Annotated in this window: 23 protein-coding genes; 14 read left to right on the forward strand and 9 right to left on the reverse strand. The window is 60.7% G+C overall.

Annotation, left to right across the window (positions count from 1 at the left end):
- Nucleotides 1-254 precede the first annotated feature (254 nt).
- Nucleotides 255-1,496 (forward strand): OprO/OprP family phosphate-selective porin, encoded by a 1,242-nt coding sequence (locus BM059_RS23020; RefSeq protein ID WP_371916944.1) that lies wholly within the window; start codon nucleotides 255-257, stop codon nucleotides 1,494-1,496.
- 124 nt (nucleotides 1,497-1,620) lie between these two features.
- Nucleotides 1,621-1,950 (forward strand): DUF2790 domain-containing protein, encoded by a 330-nt coding sequence (locus tag BM059_RS23025; RefSeq protein WP_074941500.1) that lies wholly within the window; start codon nucleotides 1,621-1,623, stop codon nucleotides 1,948-1,950.
- A gap of 280 nt (nucleotides 1,951-2,230) precedes the next feature.
- On the opposite strand, the gene BM059_RS23030 is transcribed toward BM059_RS23025, so the two are convergent.
- Genes BM059_RS23030 through BM059_RS23050 form a run of 5 tightly spaced genes read right to left on the reverse strand, consistent with a single transcriptional unit; the run spans nucleotide 2,231 to nucleotide 5,081 of the window.
- Nucleotides 2,231-2,695: a methyltransferase family protein gene (locus BM059_RS23030; protein WP_074941501.1), complete on the reverse strand. Its 465-nt coding sequence runs from the start codon at nucleotides 2,693-2,695 to the stop codon at nucleotides 2,231-2,233.
- A 4-nt stretch (nucleotides 2,696-2,699) separates the two neighbouring features.
- Nucleotides 2,700-3,374, reverse strand: a complete 675-nt coding sequence (locus tag BM059_RS23035; RefSeq protein WP_074941502.1) for a DsbA family protein — start codon at nucleotides 3,372-3,374, stop codon at nucleotides 2,700-2,702.
- On the reverse strand, nucleotides 3,371-3,805 hold the full coding sequence (locus BM059_RS23040; RefSeq protein ID WP_074941503.1) for a disulfide bond formation protein B: 435 nt from the start codon (nucleotides 3,803-3,805) through the stop codon (nucleotides 3,371-3,373). Before BM059_RS23040 ends, BM059_RS23035 begins: the two co-directional genes overlap by 4 nt.
- A 10-nt stretch (nucleotides 3,806-3,815) precedes the next feature.
- The gene (locus BM059_RS23045) at nucleotides 3,816-4,247 is read right to left on the reverse strand and encodes a copper chaperone PCu(A)C (protein WP_074941504.1); all 432 of its coding nucleotides are present in this window, start codon (nucleotides 4,245-4,247) and stop codon (nucleotides 3,816-3,818) included.
- Between the two features lie 27 nt (nucleotides 4,248-4,274).
- The gene (locus tag BM059_RS23050; protein ID WP_074941505.1) at nucleotides 4,275-5,081 is read right to left on the reverse strand and encodes a cation efflux transmembrane domain-containing protein; all 807 of its coding nucleotides are present in this window, start codon (nucleotides 5,079-5,081) and stop codon (nucleotides 4,275-4,277) included.
- 68 nt (nucleotides 5,082-5,149) lie between these two features.
- Here BM059_RS23050 and BM059_RS23055 point away from each other — a divergent pair, with 68 nt between their 5' ends.
- A complete protein-coding gene (locus tag BM059_RS23055; RefSeq protein ID WP_074941506.1) occupies nucleotides 5,150-5,557 on the forward strand; it encodes a MerR family transcriptional regulator in 408 nt (135 codons plus the stop codon).
- 165 nt (nucleotides 5,558-5,722) lie between these two features.
- Here BM059_RS23055 and BM059_RS23060 read toward each other — a convergent pair whose 3' ends face one another.
- The 3 genes from BM059_RS23060 to BM059_RS23070 all read right to left on the reverse strand — a co-directional run bounded on the left by BM059_RS23060 (nucleotide 5,723) and on the right by BM059_RS23070 (nucleotide 8,573).
- Nucleotides 5,723-6,667, reverse strand: a complete 945-nt coding sequence (locus BM059_RS23060; protein WP_074941507.1) for a YagK/YfjJ domain-containing protein — start codon at nucleotides 6,665-6,667, stop codon at nucleotides 5,723-5,725.
- Between the two features lie 368 nt (nucleotides 6,668-7,035).
- A complete protein-coding gene (locus BM059_RS23065; RefSeq protein WP_074941508.1) occupies nucleotides 7,036-7,248 on the reverse strand; it encodes a helix-turn-helix transcriptional regulator in 213 nt (70 codons plus the stop codon).
- Between the two features lie 68 nt (nucleotides 7,249-7,316).
- Nucleotides 7,317-8,573 (reverse strand): hypothetical protein, encoded by a 1,257-nt coding sequence (locus BM059_RS23070; protein WP_074941509.1) that lies wholly within the window; start codon nucleotides 8,571-8,573, stop codon nucleotides 7,317-7,319.
- A 170-nt stretch (nucleotides 8,574-8,743) separates the two neighbouring features.
- Here BM059_RS23070 and BM059_RS25305 point away from each other — a divergent pair, with 170 nt between their 5' ends.
- From BM059_RS25305 to BM059_RS23120, 10 genes are all read left to right on the forward strand, one after another.
- Nucleotides 8,744-9,502: a ribbon-helix-helix protein, CopG family gene (locus tag BM059_RS25305; RefSeq protein WP_129591673.1), complete on the forward strand. Its 759-nt coding sequence runs from the start codon at nucleotides 8,744-8,746 to the stop codon at nucleotides 9,500-9,502.
- 169 nt (nucleotides 9,503-9,671) lie between these two features.
- Complete coding sequence (locus BM059_RS23080) at nucleotides 9,672-11,309, forward strand: methyl-accepting chemotaxis protein (RefSeq protein WP_139220782.1); 1,638 nt, start codon at nucleotides 9,672-9,674, stop codon at nucleotides 11,307-11,309.
- Between the two features lie 2 nt (nucleotides 11,310-11,311).
- The gene (locus tag BM059_RS23085) at nucleotides 11,312-11,806 is read left to right on the forward strand and encodes a chemotaxis protein CheW (RefSeq protein WP_036998305.1); all 495 of its coding nucleotides are present in this window, start codon (nucleotides 11,312-11,314) and stop codon (nucleotides 11,804-11,806) included.
- Between the two features lie 4 nt (nucleotides 11,807-11,810).
- Nucleotides 11,811-13,058: a CheR family methyltransferase gene (locus BM059_RS23090; RefSeq protein WP_074941511.1), complete on the forward strand. Its 1,248-nt coding sequence runs from the start codon at nucleotides 11,811-11,813 to the stop codon at nucleotides 13,056-13,058.
- A complete protein-coding gene (locus BM059_RS23095) occupies nucleotides 13,051-13,734 on the forward strand; it encodes a chemotaxis protein CheW (RefSeq protein WP_074941512.1) in 684 nt (227 codons plus the stop codon). Before BM059_RS23090 ends, BM059_RS23095 begins: the two co-directional genes overlap by 8 nt.
- Complete coding sequence (locus tag BM059_RS23100) at nucleotides 13,731-15,995, forward strand: hybrid sensor histidine kinase/response regulator (RefSeq protein ID WP_074941513.1); 2,265 nt, start codon at nucleotides 13,731-13,733, stop codon at nucleotides 15,993-15,995. The genes BM059_RS23095 and BM059_RS23100 overlap by 4 nt, the downstream gene beginning before the upstream one ends.
- Nucleotides 15,992-16,996 carry a chemotaxis response regulator protein-glutamate methylesterase gene (cheB, locus tag BM059_RS23105; protein ID WP_036998310.1) on the forward strand — a complete coding sequence of 335 codons (1,005 nt, stop codon included), beginning with the start codon at nucleotides 15,992-15,994 and terminating at the stop codon, nucleotides 16,994-16,996. Before BM059_RS23100 ends, cheB begins: the two co-directional genes overlap by 4 nt.
- 62 nt (nucleotides 16,997-17,058) lie before the next feature.
- Nucleotides 17,059-18,081 carry a response regulator gene (locus tag BM059_RS23110; RefSeq protein ID WP_036998312.1) on the forward strand — a complete coding sequence of 341 codons (1,023 nt, stop codon included), beginning with the start codon at nucleotides 17,059-17,061 and terminating at the stop codon, nucleotides 18,079-18,081.
- Nucleotides 18,082-18,291: 210 nt separating this feature from the next.
- On the forward strand, nucleotides 18,292-18,732 hold the full coding sequence (gene aroQ / locus BM059_RS23115; protein ID WP_074941514.1) for a type II 3-dehydroquinate dehydratase: 441 nt from the start codon (nucleotides 18,292-18,294) through the stop codon (nucleotides 18,730-18,732).
- Nucleotides 18,733-18,736: 4 nt separating this feature from the next.
- Entirely contained in the window at nucleotides 18,737-19,591 is an 855-nt protein-coding gene (locus BM059_RS23120) for a shikimate dehydrogenase (protein ID WP_074941515.1), read from the forward strand.
- A gap of 47 nt (nucleotides 19,592-19,638) precedes the next feature.
- Here BM059_RS23120 and BM059_RS23125 read toward each other — a convergent pair whose 3' ends face one another.
- Nucleotides 19,639-20,409: an IclR family transcriptional regulator domain-containing protein gene (locus tag BM059_RS23125; protein ID WP_074941516.1), complete on the reverse strand. Its 771-nt coding sequence runs from the start codon at nucleotides 20,407-20,409 to the stop codon at nucleotides 19,639-19,641.
- Nucleotides 20,410-20,553: 144 nt separating this feature from the next.
- Between BM059_RS23125 and BM059_RS23130 the strand changes: the two genes are divergently transcribed.
- Nucleotides 20,554-21,363: a shikimate dehydrogenase family protein gene (locus BM059_RS23130; protein ID WP_083413318.1), complete on the forward strand. Its 810-nt coding sequence runs from the start codon at nucleotides 20,554-20,556 to the stop codon at nucleotides 21,361-21,363.
- The last annotated feature ends 6 nt before the right edge of the window (nucleotides 21,364-21,369 follow it).

Consider the following 21,369-nt stretch of genomic DNA (forward strand, 5'->3'; position numbering starts at 1 on the left):
GGTAATTGAAGTGAAACCACCCACGGACGATTACCGAAAAGCCCCAACGCCCGCCAGCTCTGGGCTGGCAAAACCAGCCTACACCCCGCAATCAAATCGTCACGAAACAGACCAATAACCGTCACCCGAACTGCAAAGCATCGCGTCGCCAACACCTAGCACTCGGCGATAAGGAGCCATGCATGTTGATCAAAAGCACCCAACTCTCCCCACTGGCACTCGGCATTCTGCTAAGCCTGCCGGCCTTCTCGGTAATGGCCGGCACGGTCACCACCGATGGTGCTGACATCGTTATCAAGACCAAAGGTGGCCTGGAGGTCGCGACGACCGACAAGGCATTCAGCTTCAAGATCGGTGGGCGTCTACAGGCCGACTATGCGATGTTCGACGACTACTACACCCGTAATGGCAACGCTGCCGATGCGGCATACTTCCGTCGTGCCTACCTGGAATTGGGTGGCACTGCTTACAAAGACTGGAAGTACCAGGTCAACTATGACCTGTCACGAAACACCGGTAACGACAGCGCAGGTTATTTCGATGAAGCCAGCGTGACCTACACTGGTTTCAGCCCCCTGAACATCAAGCTCGGGCGTTTCTACACCGACTTCGGCTTGGAAAAAGCTACCAGTTCCAAATGGACGACAGCCCTGGAACGCAACCTTTCGTACGACCTGGCCGAATGGACAAATGACAACTCGGGCATGGGCGTACAGGCCAGCAGCGTACTCGCTGACAGCGTGTTCCTGTCAGGCAGCGTTTTCAGCGAGAACAATAACGATACCGACGGCGACAGCGTCAAACGCTACAACGCTCGCAGCGTTTTTGCGCCTTTGAACCAACCGGGTAACGTTCTGCATGTAGGCCTGCAGTACGCCTATCGCGACCTCAGTGGCAGTGCAGTGGATACTCGCATTCGCTCGCGTATGGGGATGCGCGGCGTCGATACCAACGGTGGCAACAGTGCCGGCGCCAACGGCAACCGTGCGCTGTTCGGTGGTAGCGCGGCCACTGCCGACCTTTGGGAAGACGATGCCGTTTGGGGCGTAGAAGGTGCATGGGCACTGAATGCCTTTTCGATTCAGGGCGAATACCTTAGCCGCACACTCAAGGCCGATCAGGCTAGCAGCGATATAGACGCCAAGGGCTACTACGTGCAGGTGGCCTATACGCTCACAGGTGAGCCGCGCCTCTATAAACTCGATGGAGCCAAGTTCGACACCATCAAACCTGCCAACAAACAGTTAGGCGCATGGGAGTTGTTCTACCGATTCGACTCGATCAACGTAGAAGATGACAACGTGACCAGTAGTAGCGCGACGCGGCAAGTCGGCGATGCAAGCGGCAAGGCTCACACCTTGGGTGTCAACTGGTACGCCAACGATGCGGTAAAGATCAGTGCCAACTACATCAAGGCCAGTACCGACAGGGTCAGTAACTCGGTCGGTGATGATAGCGGCGACGGAGTCGTCATGCGCTTGCAGTACGCATTCTGAGTCAGTCGCTGGCAGGTGCCCTCACCTGCCAGCCCCCTTTCGCGATTGTAATGTTGGCGCAATGCCTGGGTAAGGGACGAATCGCTAATGTTTGCCCTGTAAACACTAGCCAACGGGCCTACTCATGAAACTGCTCAAACGCCTCCTTCCGATCACTCTTCTGCTGGCTGCTGGCTACACTTACGCACAGTCCTTTCCAGAGGACAAGGTCAGGCAGATCGAACAGAAGAGTGTCGAGATCGCTCAGAAATATGCCGAGCGCACCGGCAAGCCAGTGCCTGAAATTCAAGACTATAGCTACAGCATGAAACTGAACGTAGCCAAAGTCATTTATCAGAGCCCGAACATCGAGTACTGCGGCGCAGTACCGATGATCATGGTATTCGAGGACTCAAACGATGAACTACGCAGCATCCGCTATCGAAGTTATGGCGAGTGTCGCAATCAACGCTGACAGCCAGCCCCCTTTTCAAGGGGGTATTGCATAAAGCCCACGCAAGTTCTCATTAACTCAGTTTGGTATGCTCGGCTTCGTCGATGAAAACGTCGCGACCACACCGGATTTAAGTCCGCCAATCAGCCATCTTGACGCTCGGCAAGCAAAGTAGGCTGGTCTCGCCTCGCCCTTGGATAAACGCTTCCCTGCTAATAGCAGATTTGAAGTCATCAAATCACAGCAAGGTCGATACCGTTGCTTTTACACAAACAGGGGCAGAAGAGGGTATCCATTGGCGCTAAAGCCAGCGCCTGACCTGACGACAGTACTGTACGAAGTCATTTCCAAAGAGACCGGTAAGGGCTCGCTCCTCAGGTGCGATCTGAAAACGGTTCATGTACAGCACAAAGCCCAGCACACCCAGCAGTGCTGGCGGCCAGGCTAGATAGACCGACCAGGCAAGCAAGCCAGTAGCAAAGCCGAGATACATGGGATTACGCGTATGTCGGTATATGCCCGAGCGTACCAACGCCGAAGCCGTTTCCGGCCTCAGCGGGTTGACCGTGGTACGGGCTACACGGAAGGACAGCACGCCAGCCAAGCAGATGGCGACGCCCGCCAGCAACACCAACAGAGCTATGCTGGCACGCCACTCGACTTTCAGTTCCAGAGCACCCGGCAGATGATGGGCTGCAAGCCACATCAGCAAGCCAAAAAGGGTGGCGACTAAAGGCGGAGGAATGCGGTTCTCCAATGCGCCCATGACATCACTTCCCGACCTTGGCGACTTCGCTGGCGACCATCTGGCGCAGCGGCTCAGGGCCGAACTTATCCAGTGGACGACCATTGACGAAGAAGGTCGGCGTGCCCTGGACACCTACAGCCTTCACATCCTGCATATCCAGTTGCAGCACCGCATCAACGGCTGGCGTATGCATGTCTGCGCGAGCCTTCTCTATATCCAGTCCGGCGCGCTCAGCGGCAACCCAAGCTTCCAGTACTTTGGGATCGTCATGCCAGCCTGGCTGAGCCTCAAGCACCGCTTCCAGGACTTGCGGGTAGAGATTCTGCTTGCGAGCTGCTTCCAGCAGCCGTGAGACTTCTTCCGAGCCCTGGTGGAACAGTACGTAGCGCAACACCAGGCGTACGCTGTCGGGATTCTCGTCGAGGATCTTCTTCACATGGGGATAGAAGGCGCGGCAGGCCTCGCAGGAAGGATCGAAGAACTCGACGATGGTGACCGGTGCCTGCGCAGGGCCGAAGACCGGCGAGTGGAAGCGAACCAGATTGGCTGCACTGGAAGTTGCCTGCTGTGCCGGGGACTGGGCTTGAGCGGGCTGCTCCGCTGGGGGCGGCGCAGACGGCGAGTAGAAGTAAGCGGCTGCAGCGAAGGCGATCAGAATCACCACGCTGATGATCAGGACCAGAGTACGGCGGTTCATGGGGTGGTTCTCCGACGGATAAGGACAAGCAAAATGACGATCAGAACGAAAGCGAACAGCGCCAGCCCCGGCAGCGGTACGCCGCCGAAGATGGTCATGCCGGCACCGGAGCACGATGGCCCGGTGGCCGTGCAGGGTTGAATCGGCTGCGGAATCAAGCCGGCGTAGAGCAGTACGTGCACAAAGGCTAGTAACGCACCGATGCCGGCCAGCGGCAGTGCATAGCGCCAGACGGCGAAATCCGAGCGGTAGCAGGCAATAGCCAGGATCACCGCCAGGGGAAACATGAAGGCGCGCTGGAACCAGCACAGCACGCAGGGCGCCTGGCCCATCACCTCACCGATGAAGAGTGCGGAAAGCGTCGACACCAGCGCTACCAGCCAGGCAAGGAGCAGGAGAGCCCACAGATGCGAGGGCGTTTGGGTGGTCATTTGCTGATCCTCAGTCCGCGCCAGGCGGTACGGTGGTGAAGGTCACCGACAGGCTCTGGCCATCGGCGAAGAGCAGGCTTGCTTCGACTTGGTCGCCCAGGGCCAACTCGCGTTGGCGCTGCATCAGCATCAGGTGATAACCGCCGGGGGCGAATTTCAACGTCGCGCCAGCGGCTACCTCGACCTGAGCGACGTGCTGCATGCTGGCCATGCCGTTTTCCAGCGAGCTGCGATGCATCATCACCTGGAGGAAGGCGGTGCTCTGGGCGCCGGTCAGTACCACCGGCTGGTTGCCGGTGTTGGTCAGAGTGAAATAGCCGGCCGCCGGTAAGTTACCCGGCAACAGCCTTAGCTTTGCCTCGCTGACCTGCAGCTCGGCCATGGCCGCCGTCGAGGCGATCAGCAGCAGTGCTGTAGTCGCGAGTTGTACGAGTCTGCGCATCGCTGTACTCCTTGTTGTTATGAGTTTCTAGTCCTGTTGCTTAGGCGAGCAGCAGCCCTTCACCGGCGTGCTGGCGGCTCGGGGCTGTTCGCAGCAGGTGTCCTTCTTCGCTGTCTGAGCCTCACCCGCGCAGCAACTCTTGGCCGGCTCAAACTGGACTGGCGTAGCGGTCGGTTCGGTGATACCCAGCAACGGCTGTGGGCATTGCTGCGGCTCAGGCGCGCTGGCTCGCCACTCTATCCAAGCCTCGCGGATGATCTGCCCGGCGGAGTGCAGGAACAATGCGGCGATGGCCAGGCCGACGAGGATGTCCGGCCACAAGCTGCCTGTCAGCGCGACCATGCCTGCTGCGATAATCACGCTGCTGTTGGCCAGCAAGTCGTTACGCGAGCAGAGCCAGGTCGAACGCATGTTCAGGTCATCGGAGCGATGGCTGTAGAGCAGCGCGAAGCAGTAGCCATTGGCGATCAGTGCGAGTGTGCCGATGACACCCATCAGATCGGCAGACGGCACTTCCTGCAGTATCAGTTTGCGCAGAGCATCGGCTACCACCAGCACGCCGAACAACAGCATGAACCCGCCTTTGAACAGCGCGGCTCCGGCGCGGGCTCGAACACTGCGGTGCATGACGAACAGCGTAAGGGCATACACCGACGCGTCGCCGAACATGTCCAGCGAGTCACCGAGCAGCGCCGTTGAGTTGGCGATCCAACCGGCGATGAACTCCACCAGGAACATGACGACGTTGACGGCCAGGACGATATAGAGCACTCGGCTCTGTTTAGCGCGCAGCTGGGCCAGTTCGCCGGCCTTGTTTTCGCAGCAGCTGTCCATGATCCGTACCTCGTTCGCTCGATCTTGTCGTTAGAATGAGGGTTATAGCGACTATAAGGTCAAGTGCCATGAGTACGACGAACTTCACTGTGGGCCAACTGGCGCGCCTAACCGATACCAAGGCGGTAACCATTCGCTACTACGAGCAATTGGGCCTGCTGCCCATGGTTTCGCGCAACGCTTCCGGCTACCGCCAGTACACAGCGGAGGAACGTGATCGACTGCTGTTCATTCGTCGCAGCCGCGCCTTGGGCTTCAGTCTTAACGACATCCGTCAGTTGCTGGTTTTTTCCGACCACCGCCAAGCGTCATGCGCCTCGGTGGATGCCAAGGTGGCCGAGCAGTTGGAGCAGGTGAGATTGCGCATCCACGACCTACAGGGGCTGGAGAACGAACTGCAGCACTTGCTGTCCTGCTGCCATGGTGGGGTAATCGAGGAATGCCGGATTATCGGGTCGCTGAGTCAGCAGCGCTAAATTGACGAGCTCGAAGGGCGAGCAGGCGAGCGGCTAAGTAGACCAAGGGAGCAGCCCCTTCGAGGAGCCTATTCCGGTCAAACGCTGACGCCCGCCTCAACCGTATCTCCACACCACCGAGCACACCTTCCCAGGGAATAGGGCTAGCGGCGTACCAATACCAAGCTACCGGAGTACAGGTTGCCCCTTACGCAAGCACTTCGCCCCCTTCGGACGTAATCTAAGTCGCTGAAACCGCTTGACCAGATAGCTCATCGTACGATGCACATTGCCACGAGTCCGCTCGTCACGACGGTGAATCATCCCGATACCGCATTTATCACCGTACTGGGCTTTGTTGTGATTGCAGCTGTCGTAGCTCCCCCTACTACGGGTGATCTGCTCCCACAGGGCACCGATCTGCTGCGCTTTGTAGATATCGCCACGCACCATAGCGCCATTGAAGAAAAAGGCCGCATGGATGTGGTACCCACGACGCTTTCCCTGCTCTACACGGCAGATGTAACCAGTCTCATGGTCGAAGATCGGATTGCGCTCACGCGCCCGAATCAGTCGGTGCAAATCCGCAAACACATGCTCCACCCTCAGCCTCGCCTTAGCAGCGGAGCGGTAGTACAGGTTGACCCTGATCACCAGGGTCGTGGCATAGCGATCCAGTACCTGGTCAACGTATTCAGCCACCTCACGGGACTGCTGGCGCTGCTGATATCGTGCGTCATCCCGACGACGACGGTAGCTGCGTTCACGATTCAGTTGGCGGATACGCTCAGCCAGGCAGTTGAGCGTATCGCTGTAGTCACGGTACTGGGAGGTTTCTTCATTGAAAGAATTGATCCCTACCAGTGGACTGTGTTCCACACCGACGTCGTAACACGCCTGTTGGAACAGCCGCAGGCACGGCCCGTAGTGGTAGTCATCGCTGTGGCTAACTAGCGCCAGCATCTGATCGAGGTTCTCGAAGTACCGAGTGAGCTTGGTACGTTTGGTTTTGCCGCTGGCAGTCAACGACTGCACAGGCCCTTCGCTGCGTTCTACCGCTTCAACCAAGTCTTCGATCTGGAGTGCGATATCGGACTGAGAGAGGGTTTTTGATGTGTGACGATGGTTCATGATGATGCACCTGGGTTGTGAGTACATATCAGGTGCAAGGTCTGTATTTTTTTACTGCTCGGAGCCTGCTAGTGCTGTTGCTGTGTGGTCAGCAACAGCGCCCTGTCATGACCATGCGCAGCTAGTTCTGATGGCTACGGGTCATGGTGCTATGGGTATGATTGATGAGGTATTGAGGTATATAACTAGAACAAGCAGCCCGTCGCTCAGCACGGTATCGACCAGCCAGGAAAACCAGAGGCAAGACTTTCCCAGCAACCTAGAGATTTTCTATTCGTAGAGGACGGGGAGTTAGCTGAGGGCATTTGGCAGCAAGGCGGCATAAATACCCTGACCGGTTTAGCCGGTCAGGGCATCAATACACACCTTCAAATCGAGACAGGCTGCCCGACTCCCGCAGCCATATCGCGCGCCTCAATCTTGGCCATGATCCAGTCGTGCACCTCCTCCTCAACCCATCCGACGCAGCGATCGCCAAGCGGAACTGGTTTAGGGAAGGTGTCTTCTGCGATGTACTTGTAGAGAGTCGACCGAGCAAGGCCAGTCGAGTTGGTGACTTCTTTCAGACGGATGATCCTCATGAACGGGCTCCTGTAATACGTTCAGAGGATTGCCAGGGTTTGTTAAAAAGTACTGGTTTTGCGCGCTCTCAGGCTCTTGAGCGCAGCACAATGAACCCTTCATCACCACTAATGTGCGGCAGCCAAATGATGCGGCAGTTCGCCCATCCAGGAAGAGTCTCATCCCTCACACAAGCCCGGAGAACCTGAACCACCTGGAGAACGTACCTGCAAATGACTCGTGCCATATCCGATAATTCGGCCAGCGATCCATCTTCATCCAACACTACCCTCAAGCTAGGCTCAGGCATGTCATGCGGTACCCCTGACCGCCGCCACAACTCGCCATCAGAGGGTTTGGGTACTTGGAAATCAGCACGAATGAGGGGTTTGAGTACGCGGTGGAGCTCCGAGTGCTTCAACCGCTCGATACCACTCTCGAGGATAATGCAGGCGTACTCACATAGCCGGAGCGGTAGCTGCCTGAAATACACGTCAGACTCCTCCCGGCGCAGAACCCAGTGATAGCGCCCCCAGGGATCATCACCGTATCCCTGAGGATCACGATCAAGCTGACGTACCCGCTCTTGATGATGATGTAACGTCCAGTCCCAATGATCTCTGCTCGCCCTTTGACTTCGTACAGATGAATAATCCAGCAACTCGGGCAAACCGCCTGCTCCAGAAACAATGGGGTGGGAGCAGTTCAACACATAGACACTTTCCAACCGACCGCCAAGCATCCGCGAGTAACCACCTGGTATCACATGACAAATAAAGCCTTGCTCCACTAGTCGCCCAAGACGGTGCTTCAAGCTTTCCTTATCAAGCCCCGTCAGCGTAGACATCAGTTTTGCACCAACGCCCTCTACTACCCCAAAGCGATCAGCGTAAGCCCAGAGCGCAACGAGCAGAAGGCAATTCACATACGAAATCTTCTTACTGGATCGAACAGCCCTGACCGCAGCCATCCGCGCCTCGACAACCTTGCCCGACATAGAGGCTCGGGAGCACGAACTCAGCAACTTAGATATCACGTCCAGATAAGGTGTTTTCGACACTAGTTCAGCCATGAGCTCGTGGCTCCATTCCTCTGCCCATTTCAGCTGAGCCCTAGGTCGACCGCTCGGTGCTGCTAGGCTCGACTCAAACAAGATCTCATGCTCGATCAGGCCATCCTTCGCTTTGGTAAATGCGGAATCAGGCATACCAAAGTACTTCGCAAGCATCTTGCTTCCCACATCCAGCGGCTCCGATGTATGCGCACGAAAAGCCAATCGAACCAGGACATACCTCTCCTCCGGCGTTAAGCCAGTAGCCGGCTTGAGCAGCTCAGCGATGGACATAGAACCTCACTCATATCTAGCCTAAGGCTCACCGATTTAATCACATATTTTAACCCCTATAAAATAAGTCAAATCGCTACATTCAACTTGGAACAAACATTACGTGTCACATTTTACAGATTCCTGAGAGTAGTCTAGGCTCTGACATCCCCACGAATAGGCTCACGCCCTTGCGCAAGCGACTCACTCCAGACGACTGGCTAGCCACCTTGACCCCAAGAGAAATCCAGTGGGTTTACGAAAGCCTTATAAAGAAAAAGGTTGTTAGTGCACGAGATGACCATTCTTCCGCCGACCTAAAGGCACTAATCAGTGATCGTCTGCATCGCTCCCGCAACGCTGATGACCTGTTCAAGCAGTGCAAAAATGGGATAAGAACGAGGCGATGCCGAGAAAAGACGAAGAAAAGTACCTATGCGTTTCGGCTCACCGAGAACGAAGCAAATAAACTTCAAGCGATGGCCTCTGCGGCAAAAACAAACCGGACAGAGATCATCAGAAGGCTGATTCGAAACGGGCCAGAAATGCTCTGTGCGATTGATCAGCAAGAGGAAGTCAACCTCCGAGCGCAGCGCGACCTCACACTCAAAGGCAAAGATATGGAGAAACTGGCCGAAGCAGCCAAAGCCCTCGCGAATCAGAACGCGCGGATGCTAGGCATGGCACAGTCGTTGCTGGCACATCACGGTATAAAATGGGAGCAGCCATCGTTCTCCCAGCTCCAGCTAGGCATGGCGTACTACCACTTAATCGAAGCCGAAATGGAAAAGTTCTACGAAGAGGAGAAGAGGAAACTCAAAAAGCAGCTGCATCATTTGGATCGCAGCATTCCTCGACCAACCCACCCTCGAAACGAGAAAGCACAAGAAGACTCATTGAAAGCCCACGACAAGGGAATGGGTCAAAGTGTGGGTCAAGGACAAGAATAAAAAATTAAATCATTAATAATCAACAACATGGAAAAACAAGAACACCGGCCACAAGCCGGCTTTTTTATTGCCTTTAACCCGGCAACCGGTACACATTCGTTACACCCAGGCAAAACGGCGGCACGCCGGTGTGCTGTAATCGATTAGCAAAACTGACTAGCCAGGCCCAATGGACATGATGAACCTGACCGTACGCAATCGAATCATTGTCAGCTTCCTGCTGATCATCGCCATTCTGGTTCTGCTGGCCGGTGCTTCCTACATGCGCCTGGTGAAGATCGAGAACGAAGCCAATGGCATCCGCAACGAGTCGATCCCAGGCCTGTATTACCCGAGCAAGGCGCAGGAGCTGTGGTCCCATCACATGCTCGACACTCGCCGCCTGCTGCTGCGTACCGTCGATGAAGACGTTGCCACCCTGCTCGACAGCTACCGCGACCAGTTCGCTGCTTTGGAGCAAGCGCTCGATGAGGAGTTCGGCCGCTATCAGAGCGCCACGGTGGACGAGCAGGAGCTGGCACTGGCCGAGCAATTCCGCCAGGTACAGCGCCAGTACCTGAACCGCCACGGGCAATTGCTCGACACCCTACCGAGCATCGAACTCAAGCAGGCTCGGCAGTTCAGTGCCGAACGCCTATTTCCCGAGTGGGAAAAAGGCGAGAGCCTGCTGAGCGAGTTGATCGAGATGAATCGCGGCCAGGCCGATAGTGCTGCGCGTGAGATTCGCAGCGCGGTGCGCATCATGGAGGTGGGCCTGTTGATCGCCATCCTGCTGGCCATCCTCGTCTCCGCCGTTTGCGGCTGGCTGCTGATGAGCGCGATCACTACACCGGTGAACCGCATCGTCAACACCCTCAAATCCCTGGAAAGCGGTGACCTGTCAGTGAAGCTCGACTTGCACCGGCGTGACGAATTCAACGCCATCGAGCTGGGCTTCAACAGCATGGTCGGCGAGCTCAAGAACCTGGTCGGCAATGCCCAGCGCTCGGCGGTGCAGATGACCACCTCGGTCACCGAGATCGCCGCCACCTCGCGCCAACAGCAGGCCACGGCCACCGAAACCGCCGCTACCACCACTGAAATCGGCGCCACCTCGCGGGAGATCGCGGCCACTTCGCGTGATCTGGTCCGTACCATGGGTGAAGTCTCCGACAACGCCGAGCAGACCTCGATTCTCGCCGGTACCGGCCAGCTCGGCCTGGCGCGTATGGAAGAGATCATGCACCAAGTGATGGGCGCGGCCGACGTGGTCAACGGCAAGCTGTCGATCCTCAACGAGAAGGCCGGCAACATCACCCAGGTGGTCACCACCATCGTCAAGGTGGCCGATCAGACCAACCTGCTGTCGCTCAACGCCGCCATCGAGGCTGAGAAAGCCGGCGAGTACGGCAAGGGCTTCGCCGTGGTGGCCGTGGAAGTGCGTCGCCTCGCCGACCAGACCGCCGTGGCCACCTACGATATCGAGCAGATGGTGCGTGAGATCCAGTCCGCGGTATCGGCCGGCGTGATGGGCATGGACAAGTTCTCCGAAGAAGTGCGGCGCGGCATCGGCGAGATGGCGCAGATGGGCGATCAGCTCACCCAGATCATCCAGCAGGTTCAGGCCCTGGCGCCGCGTATCCAGATGGTCAACGAAGGCATGCAGGCGCAATCCACCGGTGCCGAACAGATCAACCAGGCGCTGGTGCAACTCGGTGAAGCCAGCAGCCAGACCGTCGATTCGCTGCGCCAGGCCGGCGCCGCCATCGATGAACTCAATCAGGTAGCCAACAACCTGCGCGTTGGCGTCAGCCGCTTCAAGGTCTGAGCATGCCAGCCCCCAGCAAAGCAGCCACAGGCGAACTGCACCTGCAGTTTCAGCTCGGTGACGATCGCTACGCCCTGCCGGCCAGCCAGGTGGTCGAAGTGCTGCCGCTGCGCCGCCTGAAACAGGTGCCCGAGGCGCCGCAGTGGGTGGCCGGACTGTTCGAGCACCGCGGTCGGGTCACCCCGGTGATCGACCTCAGCCGCCGCGTGCTGGGTCGCCCCGCCCTGCCCCGCAGCAGCACGCGGGTGGTGCTGGTGCGCTTCGACCTGCAACTGGGCGAGCAATCGCCGGTGCTCGGGCTGATTCTGGAACAGGCCACCGACACCCTGCGCTTGCCCAGTGAAGCCTTCAGGGCCAGCGGCCTGGAGGCGGGCCAGGCGGATTACCTGGGGCCGCTGCAGCGCGACGCCCAGGGCATGATCCAGCGCATCGAGGTCGCCGGGCTGCTCGACGACGAAGTGCGTGCCCTGCTGTTCCAGTCGACGCCGCAGGACTGACGGCATGATCGAACATATCGAGCGCCTGCTGAAAAGCCGCATCGGCCTGGAAGCCGAATCAGTCGGCCGCACGGTGATCGAACGCGCCGTGCGCCAACGCATGAGCGCCCTCGGCCAACAGAATCTGGAAGGCTACTGGACCACCCTCGGTGGCTCGCCGCGCGAGCAGCAGGCCCTGGTGGAAGCGGTGGTGGTGCCGGAAACCTGGTTCTTCCGCTACCCGGAATCGTTCAACGCGCTGGCCAGCCTGGCCCTGGAGCGTCATGCCCAGTTGCACGGCGCCAGGCCGCTGCGCCTGATCAGCATGCCCTGCTCCAGCGGCGAAGAACCCTATTCCATCGCCATGACCCTGCTCGACGCCGGCTTCGCCGCCGAGCAGTTCCAGATCGACGCGCTGGACGTCAGCGACAAGGTGCTGGAACAGGCCCGCAAAGGTCTGTACGGGCGCAACTCGTTCCGTGGCGACGCCCTGACCTTTCGTGATCGCTTCTTCCGCGAGCAGGACGCCGGGGGTTTTCTCCTCGATGAACGGGTGCGCACAGGCGTCAGGTTGCGCACCGGTAACCTGCTCGACGCCAACCTGTTCGCCGGTGAGCCCAGCTACGACTTCATTTTCTGCCGCAACCTGCTGATCTACTTCGACCGCCCGACCCAGGTGCGTGTGCTGGAGCTGCTCAAGCGCCAGCTGCAGGAGGGTGGCACGCTGTTCATCGGCCCGGCCGAGGCCAGCCTGGCCAGCCAGAACGGCTTGCAGGCGCTGGGCCGGCAGCAGACCTTCGCCTTTCGCATGGCTCAGGCCCAAGCGCCCATCAACTTAGCGACACGAGCGCCAGCCCCCCGTGCGCGCCCGGCAGTGGTCGCAGTGCCGCACCCTGTCCCACCCAGCAGACCACGAGCACTGGCCAGAACCCTGAGCGCGGCGGCGCCAGCAGTCGTGGTAACGGATACCTGGGCCGAAGTCGCCAGCCTGGCCAACGCCGGACGCACCGACGAGGCTCGCCAGCGCAGTGAGCAGCATCTGCAGCAGAACGGCCCCAGTGCCGCGGCCTATTACTGGCTGGGTCTGCTCTGCGATGCCGCAGGCCAGGGCGACCAGGCCTGCGCCTACTACCGCAAGGCGATCTATCTCGAACCGCAGCACCGCGAGGCGCTCACTCATTTGGCCGCGCACCTGGAAGCACAGGGCGACCCGGCCGGTGCCCAGCGCTTGTATCGACGTGCGCAGAACCCCGAGGTAGGCGACGGTGACTGATCAGGACCTGCTCTACAGCCAACCCGCCGTGGACGACTGCTGGAACCGTATCGGCGTTTTCGGCGACAAAAGCTGCCCGCAGCTGGAACGGCACATTCATTGTCGCAACTGCGAGGTGTACGGCGCGGCGGCCATCGCCCTGCTCGACCGTTACGGCAGTGCGCTGGAGCGCGGCGACGACGACTACGGCCAAGGTGAAACCCAGGAGGTGCAGGGAGAGCAGCGCTCACTTCTGATCTTCCGCCTTGGCGAGCAATGGCTGGCCATCGCCACGCGCTGCCTGGCCGAGGTGATGCCGATGTCGCCGATTCACGTGCTGCCGCACCGCAAGAGCCGCGGCCTGCTGGGCGTGACCAACGTGCGCGGCACCCTGGTCGCCTGCCTGTCGCTGGCCGAGCTGCTTGACCTCGACACACAACAGGATGCGCGCCGCAGCGAGCGCCGGGTGATCCCACGCATGCTGATTCTGGAGAGCGGTAGCGGTCCGCTGGTGACGCCGGTGGATGAAGTCAGCGGCATCCAGCGCATCCCCGTGGCGCGCATCAGCAGTGCCAAGCACGACGACAAACGCGCCATCAGCCGTTTCACCGCCGGGGTCCTGCAATCGCAGGAACAGAGCATTACCCTGCTCGATGACGAACAGTTGCTGCACAACATGATCGGGAGCCTCGCGTGACACCGGACCAGATGAGGGATGCATCGCTGCTCGACTTGTTCCGGTTGGAGGCCGAGGCGCAGAAGCAGGTGCTCGATACCGGACTGCTGATTCTCGAGCGCGACCCGACCAACGCCAGCCAGCTGGAAGCCTGCATGCGCGCCGCGCACTCGCTCAAGGGCGCCGCGCGCATCGTCGGTTTGGACCATGGCGTGCAGGTCGCCCACGCCATGGAGGACCTGCTGGTCGCCGCTCAGGAAGGTCTGCTGCGCCTGCTACCCGATCATATCGACGCCCTGCTGCAAGGCTCCGACCTGCTGCTGCGCATCGGCCAGGCGCAACAGGACGCCGAACTGGAAACGCGAGTGGAAACCGTCACCACGCGCCTGCAGATACTGCTTGGCAACGCCGTGCCGGCACTGCGTGTGCAACCCGGCGCAAGCGCCGCGTTTGCCGCAGAAGCCGCAGCTCCCAGCCAGCCCGAAACACCCACGACGACCGCGCCGCAAGCAGCCGAGCCGGTAGCCGACGAGCGCATCAGTCGCGTACTGCGCGTATCGGCGGAGCGCTTCGACCACCTCATCGACCTGTCCGGCAAGTCACTGGTGGAGTTTCAGCGCACCAAGCCATTGAACGAGTCGCTACACCGCCTCAAGCGCCAGCAGGAGTCGGCGCGGCGTACCCTGGAAACCCTGCGCGAGCAGTTGCTCGGCACGGACCTGGACGCCTCCGCCCAGGCGCTGTTCGCCGAGAGTCGCAATCTGCTGATCGAATGCCAGCAGCAGCTGCAGGCCCATCAGGAACTGTTCGACGACTTCGTCTGGTACGGCGGGCAACGCACGCAGCAACTCTACGATCTGGCCCTGGCCTCGCGCATGCGCCCCTTCGCCGATGTGCTCACCGGGCACACACGCATGCTGCGTGACCTTGGCCGCTCATTGGGCAAACAGGTGCGTCTGGAGATCGAAGGCGACAACACCCAGGTCGACCGCGACGTGCTGGAGCGCCTGGAAGCGCCGCTGACGCACCTCTTGCGCAACGCCGTCGACCACGGCATCGAGCCACCGGCACTGCGCACCCGCAAGGGCAAGCCGGAGGAAGGCGTGGTGCAACTGCGCGCACGTCATCACGCTGGCATGTTGGTGCTGGAAGTCAGTGACGACGGCGCCGGCATCGATCTCGAGCGCGTCGCGCAGGCGGTGGTCAAACGGCGCTTCGCTACCGCCGAGCAGGTGCAGCAGATGACCGAGGAAGAGCTGCTGGCCTTTCTCTTCCTGCCCGGTTTCAGCATGAGCCAGCAGGTCACCGAGGTCTCCGGTCGCGGTGTCGGCCTCGATGTGGTGCAACACGAGATTCGCCGCATGCGCGGCAATGTGCGGCTGTTGCAAAGCCCCGATCAAGGCTGTCTATTCCACCTCGAGCTGCCCTTGACGCTCTCGGTAGTGCGCGCCCTGGTGGTAACCATCGGCGGCGAGGCCTATGCCTTCCCGCTGGCGCAGATCGAACGCATGCTGCGCCTGCCGCGCAGCGCCATCGTCCAGCTCGAGGGACGTCAGCACTTCTGGCTGGAGGACGAGCACGTCGGCCTGATCTCCGCTGCCCAGTTGCTGCAATGCGACGAGAAACAGGGCGACGATGACAGCATTCCCATCGTGCTGGTGCGCGACCGCGAGCAATACCATGGCCTGGCGGTCGAAGCCTTCCTCGGCGAGTTCACCCTGGTGCTGATGCCGCTCGATGCGCGCCTGGGCAAGGTCCGCGACGTCGCGGCCGGCGCCCTGCTGCACGACGGCACGCCAGTGCTGATCCTGGACGTCGACGACCTGCTCAACTCGGTGAGCAAGCTGCTCGGCACCGGTCGCCTGGACAGGGTCGACCATGCCAGCAGCACACATCAGGCGTCCAGCAAGCGCGTACTGGTGGTGGACGACTCGCTCACCGTGCGCGAACTGGAGCGTAAACTGCTGCTTAGCCGCGGCTACCAGGTTTCGGTCGCCGTGGACGGCATGGATGGCTGGAACGCCCTGCGCGCAGAGGCCTTCGACCTGCTGATCACCGATATCGACATGCCGCGCATGGACGGCATCGAGCTGGTCACGCAAGTGCGCCAGGACCCGCGCCTGCGCTCGCTACCGGTGATGGTGGTGTCGTACAAGGACCGCGAAGAGGATCGCCGCCGCGGCCTGGAAGCCGGCGCCGACTATTACCTGGCCAAGGCCAGCTTCCACGACGAAGCGCTGCTGGACGCCGTACAAACCCTGATCGGTGAGGCCCGCGAATGAGGATCGCCATTGCCAACGACATGCCCCTGGCGGTCGAAGCCCTGCGCCGTGCGCTGGCGGCAGAACCCGAGTACCAGTTGATCTGGGTCGCCAGTAACGGCGAGGAGGCGGTCAACCATTGCCGCGACGACCTGCCCGATCTGCTGCTGATGGACATGCTGATGCCCGGCATGGACGGCGTGGAAGCGACCCGGCGGATCATGCACGACACGCCCTGCGCCATTCTCATCGTCACCTCGGATGTCGAGCGCAACATGTCGCGGGTGTTCGACGCCATGGGTGCCGGTGCGCTGGATGTGGTTGCCGCTCCCTCACTTGGCCCGCAACAGGTGCTCGATGCCGCGACCGTACGGCGCAAGATCCACAACATCGCCTGGATGATCGGCCACAAGACCTCGCGCTCGGTCAAACCAACGCCCGTGCGCAGCGCAGACAATCGCGGCAAGCGCCTGGTGGCCATTGGCGCATCGGCCGGCGGACCCGCTTCTCTGGTGGAGCTGCTGCGGCAGATCCCGGCGGATTTTCCAGCCAGCATCGTGCTGGTGCAGCATGTCGACGAGGTCTTCGCGGCCGGTATGGCCCAGTGGCTCGGCAGCGAATCCAATATTCCCGTGCGCCTGGCCCGAGAAGGCGAAGTGCTGCAGCCGGCCACCGTGCTGCTGGCCGGCACCAACAATCACCTGTACCTGGCACCGGAAGGGCGCCTGGTCTACCGACGTGAACCCGCCGACCAGGTCTACCGGCCTTCTATCGATGTATTCTTCGAAAGCGTGGCCACCTACTGGCGAGGGGAAGCGGTCGGCGTGCTGCTGACGGGCATGGGCCGCGACGGCGCCAGGGGCTTGAAGCTGATGCGCGAACGCGGCTTTCATACCATCGCCCAGGACCAGGCCAGCAGTGCCGTTTACGGCATGCCCAAGGCCGCTGTGGCACTGGGTGCAGCGGCAGAAGTGCTACCCCTGGACAGAATTCCAACGCGCCTGATCGAGCGCCTGGGCTAAGAACGCCAACCCGCGGCCAAAGCAGCCGCGTAACTTACGAAAACAAAGGCGGAGACGCGCTTATGCAACGGCCTCAAGGTAACTCCAACCATCATCACGGCTTGCCCGACTACTCGATGATGGTGCTGCTGGTCGACGACCAGGCCATGATCGGCGAAGCCGTGCGGCGTGCGCTGGGTGAAGAGAGCGACATCGACTTCCACTTCTGCTCCGACCCGCATCAGGCGTTGAGCGTGGCTCAGCAGATCAAGCCAACGGTGATCCTGCAGGACCTGATCATGCCCGGCGTCGACGGCCTCGAACTGCTTGCCCAGTACCGCGCGGCACCCGGCCTGCGCGACGTGCCGATCATCGTGCTGTCGACCAAGGAAGACCCCAAGGTCAAGAGTGCCGCCTTCACTGCCGGCGCCAACGATTACCTGGTCAAGCTGCCGGACGTGATCGAACTGCTCGCGCGCATTCGCTACCACTCGCGTTCCTACCTGACCATGCTGCAGCGTGACGAGGCCTACCGCGCGCTGCGCGAGAGCCAGCAGCAGTTGCTCGACACCAACCTGGTGCTGCAGCGCCTGATCAAGTCCGATGGCCTCACGGGCCTGGCCAACCGCCGCTACTTCGACGAATACCTGGAGATCGAATGGAGCCGCGCCCTGCGTGATCAGAGTGAACTGTCGCTGCTGATGATCGACGTCGACTACTTCAAGGCCTACAACGACCAGCAGGGTCACGTCGCTGGCGATCAGGTGCTACGCCGCGTCGGTGAGTCACTGCGCAGCAGCTGCACGCGCGCCACCGATCTGGCGGCCCGCTACGGTGGCGAGGAGTTCGCCGTGATCATGCCCGGTACCGCAGCCGGCGGTGCGCGTCTGCAAGCAGAAAAGATCCGTCGCGCGGTCGAGGCGCTGGGCATTCCCCACGACTTGCCCAAGCCCGGTTCGCCAATCAGCGTGAGCATCGGCATCGCCACCATCAGGCCGTCTCCGGAACGCGACCCGCTGAGCCTGGTGATCAAGGCCGACGAAGGCCTGTACCTGGCCAAACACAGCGGCCGCAATCAGGTAGCGCAGGCGGGTGAGAGCAGCTGATTTCGGCGCTCAGGGCGATAATCGCCCACTTTCCTACCATCCTTCCGCCCTGCCGAGATCCTTCGCAACCCGCGTATCCACTGAGCCTGGCACACCCGATGAGGGCGCCAGGCATTTTTTTGCGCCTCCGTCTGACGCTCGCTCAATTGACTGAATTAACCAGTTAGTACATTTTTCCTGCAGTCACGTCACAACAACAAGAGACGCCCCATGACGCCCTGCATTCTCGTACTCAACGGCCCCAATCTGAACCTGCTCGGAACCCGCGAGCCGGCGACCTATGGCCATGAAACCCTCGCCGACATTTCCCAGCTCTGTGCCGACACGGCTGCCGAGCATGGTCTGCAGATCGAGTTTCGCCAGACCAACCACGAAGGCGAGTTGCTCGAGTGGATTCATGCTGCTCGCGGCCGCTGCGCCGGCATCCTGATCAATCCCGCGGCCTGGACCCACACGTCGGTGGCAATTCGCGATGCACTGGTGGCCAGCGAACTGCCGGTGATCGAAGTGCACCTGTCCAACGTGCACAAGCGTGAACCCTTCCGCCATCACTCCTTCGTATCGTCCATTGCGGTAGGTGTCATTTGCGGGCTGGGCAGTCAGGGCTATCGGCTCGGTCTGCAGTACTTCGCTCAATCGTTCAAGGGGTAAGGCCATGTCTACCGTCACCAGCGGCATTCTCGCCGGACTCATCGGCAAAGGTATTCAGGGCTCGCGTACACCCGCCCTGCACGAGCAAGAAGGCGACGCACAGGGCTTGCGCTACCTCTATCGCCTCCTTGACCTCGACCAGCTCGGCCTCGATGTCGATGCACTACCCGAGCTGCTGCATGCGGCGGAAAACATGGGATTCACCGGTCTCAACATCACCTTCCCGTGCAAACAGGCAATCATCCCACTGCTCGACGAGCTGTCGAATGAGGCCCGCGGCATCGGTGCGGTCAATACCGTACTGCTCAAGGACGGTAAACGTGTCGGCCATAACACCGACTGCCTGGGCTTCGCCGAGGGCTTTCGCCGTGGCCTGCCCAATGTGGCACGCCGCAGTGTGGTACAGATGGGCGCCGGGGGAGCCGGTGCAGCCGTGGCGCATGCTCTGCTCACCGAGGGTGTCGAGCGGCTGTGCATTTTCGAAGTGGAACCCGGCCGTGCCCAGGCTCTGGCCGATAACCTGAACGCCCACTTCGGCAGCGAACGCGCCGTGGCAGGCGTCGATTTGGCGGCCGAAGTGATGGCGGCTGACGGCCTGGTCAATACCACTCCGGTAGGCATGGCCAAGCTGCCGGGCACTCCGCTACCGGTGGAATTGCTGCACAGCGCCCTGTGGGTCGCCGAGATCATCTACTTCCCGCTGGAAACCGAGCTGCTGCGCCACGCCCGCGCCCTGGGTTGTCGCACATTGGATGGCGGCACCATGGCGGTGTTCCAGGCGGTCAAGGCGTTCGAACTGTTCAGCGGCCGCCCGGCCGATGCAGAACGCATGCAGGCGCACTTCGCCAGTTTCCGCTGAGCTTGCCCCTAGCGGGGCGCACCATGCGCCCCGATCGCCTGCTGCGCCTAGCCGAGGACCGGCTTGAGCAGCGCCTGCGCCTCGTACAACGGGGTGAGATAGCGCTGGCGCATCTCATCGATTGCCATCCGTGATGCATGGGTCGTCAGCGCCATCGCCGCCTTCAGCTCGCCATTGCGATCCCGCAGCGGCACCCCCAGAACGCGCATTCCCACCTCATATTCACCATCGACCGTGCAATGACCCTGGCGGTTGATCCGCTGCAGTTCTTCACGAAATTGCTCGACGTTGGTCTGGGTATAAGGTGTCAGGCTGCGCAGCTCGGTACGCTGCAGGTACTGGTCGAGCGCCTCTGCCGGCAAATTGGCCAACCAGATCCGCCCACTGGCCGTGCAGTACAACGGCATACGCGCGCCGGGTCGAATCGACAGCGACGAAATATGGCTGTAGCGGCTGCGCACGATATGCACGATGTCGTCACCATCGCGCACGCCAACCGAGATGTGCTCACCAGTGATGCGGGCCACCTGCTCGACGATCGGCCGCAGCATCAGCGGCAGTTGCGCCGAGTCCACATACGCCTGGCCAATACGCAGTGCTTTGGCCGTTAGCCAGTAGTGGCGCCCATCCGTCTCGGCGAACCCCTCATGCACCAGCGTCAGCAGAAAGCGCCGCGCCGCACTGCTGGTCATGTCGCAGCGCCGTGCAGCCTCCGGCACTGTCAGTCGTGGCGTATCCACACTGAACAACTGCATCAACGCCAGGCCCTTCTGCAGCCCCGCAATCAGATCACGGGGATGGATCACCGGAGTCTTCATATCGATCTCAATTCATGCATATGCATGCGATTATCGCACTGGCAATGCGATTAACAACCTAAACCTCGATCTGACGCGTTGTGAGGGCGCCCCGCTCACCGCACCATGCAATCCAACAACAACTCCAAGACGCAGGCACCTCGCATGGTCAACGGCTCTACAGAACTGGTCGCGATCGTCGGCTCGCCCATCGCCCAGGTCAAATCCCCGGAAAACTTCAATCGCTGGTTCGAAGATAACGCCCTGAACCGGGTGATGCTGCCAATCGACATCGGCGCCCAGGCACTTTCCTCCTTCATCGACACCCTGCGTGGCTGGCAGAACCTGCGCGGTTGCGTGGTCACCATTCCCTACAAGCAGCAGGTGGTCGAGCATCTCGACGAACTCAGTGAACGCGCCCGTGCCCTGCGTTCGGTCAACGTGATTCGCCGCGAGGCTGACGGCCGTCTGATCGGCGATAACGTCGACGGCGAAGGTTTCCTAAACGCCGGCCGCCAGCAGGGCTTCGAAGCCAAGGGCAAGCGTGCGCTGGTCATTGGTGCCGGCGGCGTTGGTAGCGCCATCGCCTATTCGCTGTGCCAGGCCGGTGTCTTTGCCCTGAGCCTGTCCGACGTCAACCATGAGCGCGTGGAGGCCCTGGCGCAACTGCTGCGCAACGCCTTCCCCGAGCTGCCGATCAGCACCCGAGTCGACAGCCTGAGCGCGTTCGACCTGATCGCCAACGCATCCCCGGTGGGCATGGGCGACAGCGGCGAGTTGCCGCTGCCGGAGGCTCTTCTACAGAGTCTGCCGGCCAGCGCACACGTCGCCGATGTGGTGACCGCCCCTGAAATCACGCCCCTGCTGACCTTGGCCAAGGCCCGTGGCTGCAGCATCCAGACCGGCCCGCAGATGGCTCTGGCCCAGGCCGGCAATCTCGGCCATTTCATGGGCGCGACCGCGCTGGTTCTGTGAGGAGAA

The sequence above is a fragment of the Ectopseudomonas composti genome, assembly GCF_900115475.1.
In the GTDB taxonomy this organism is placed as follows: domain Bacteria; phylum Pseudomonadota; class Gammaproteobacteria; order Pseudomonadales; family Pseudomonadaceae; genus Aquipseudomonas; species Aquipseudomonas composti.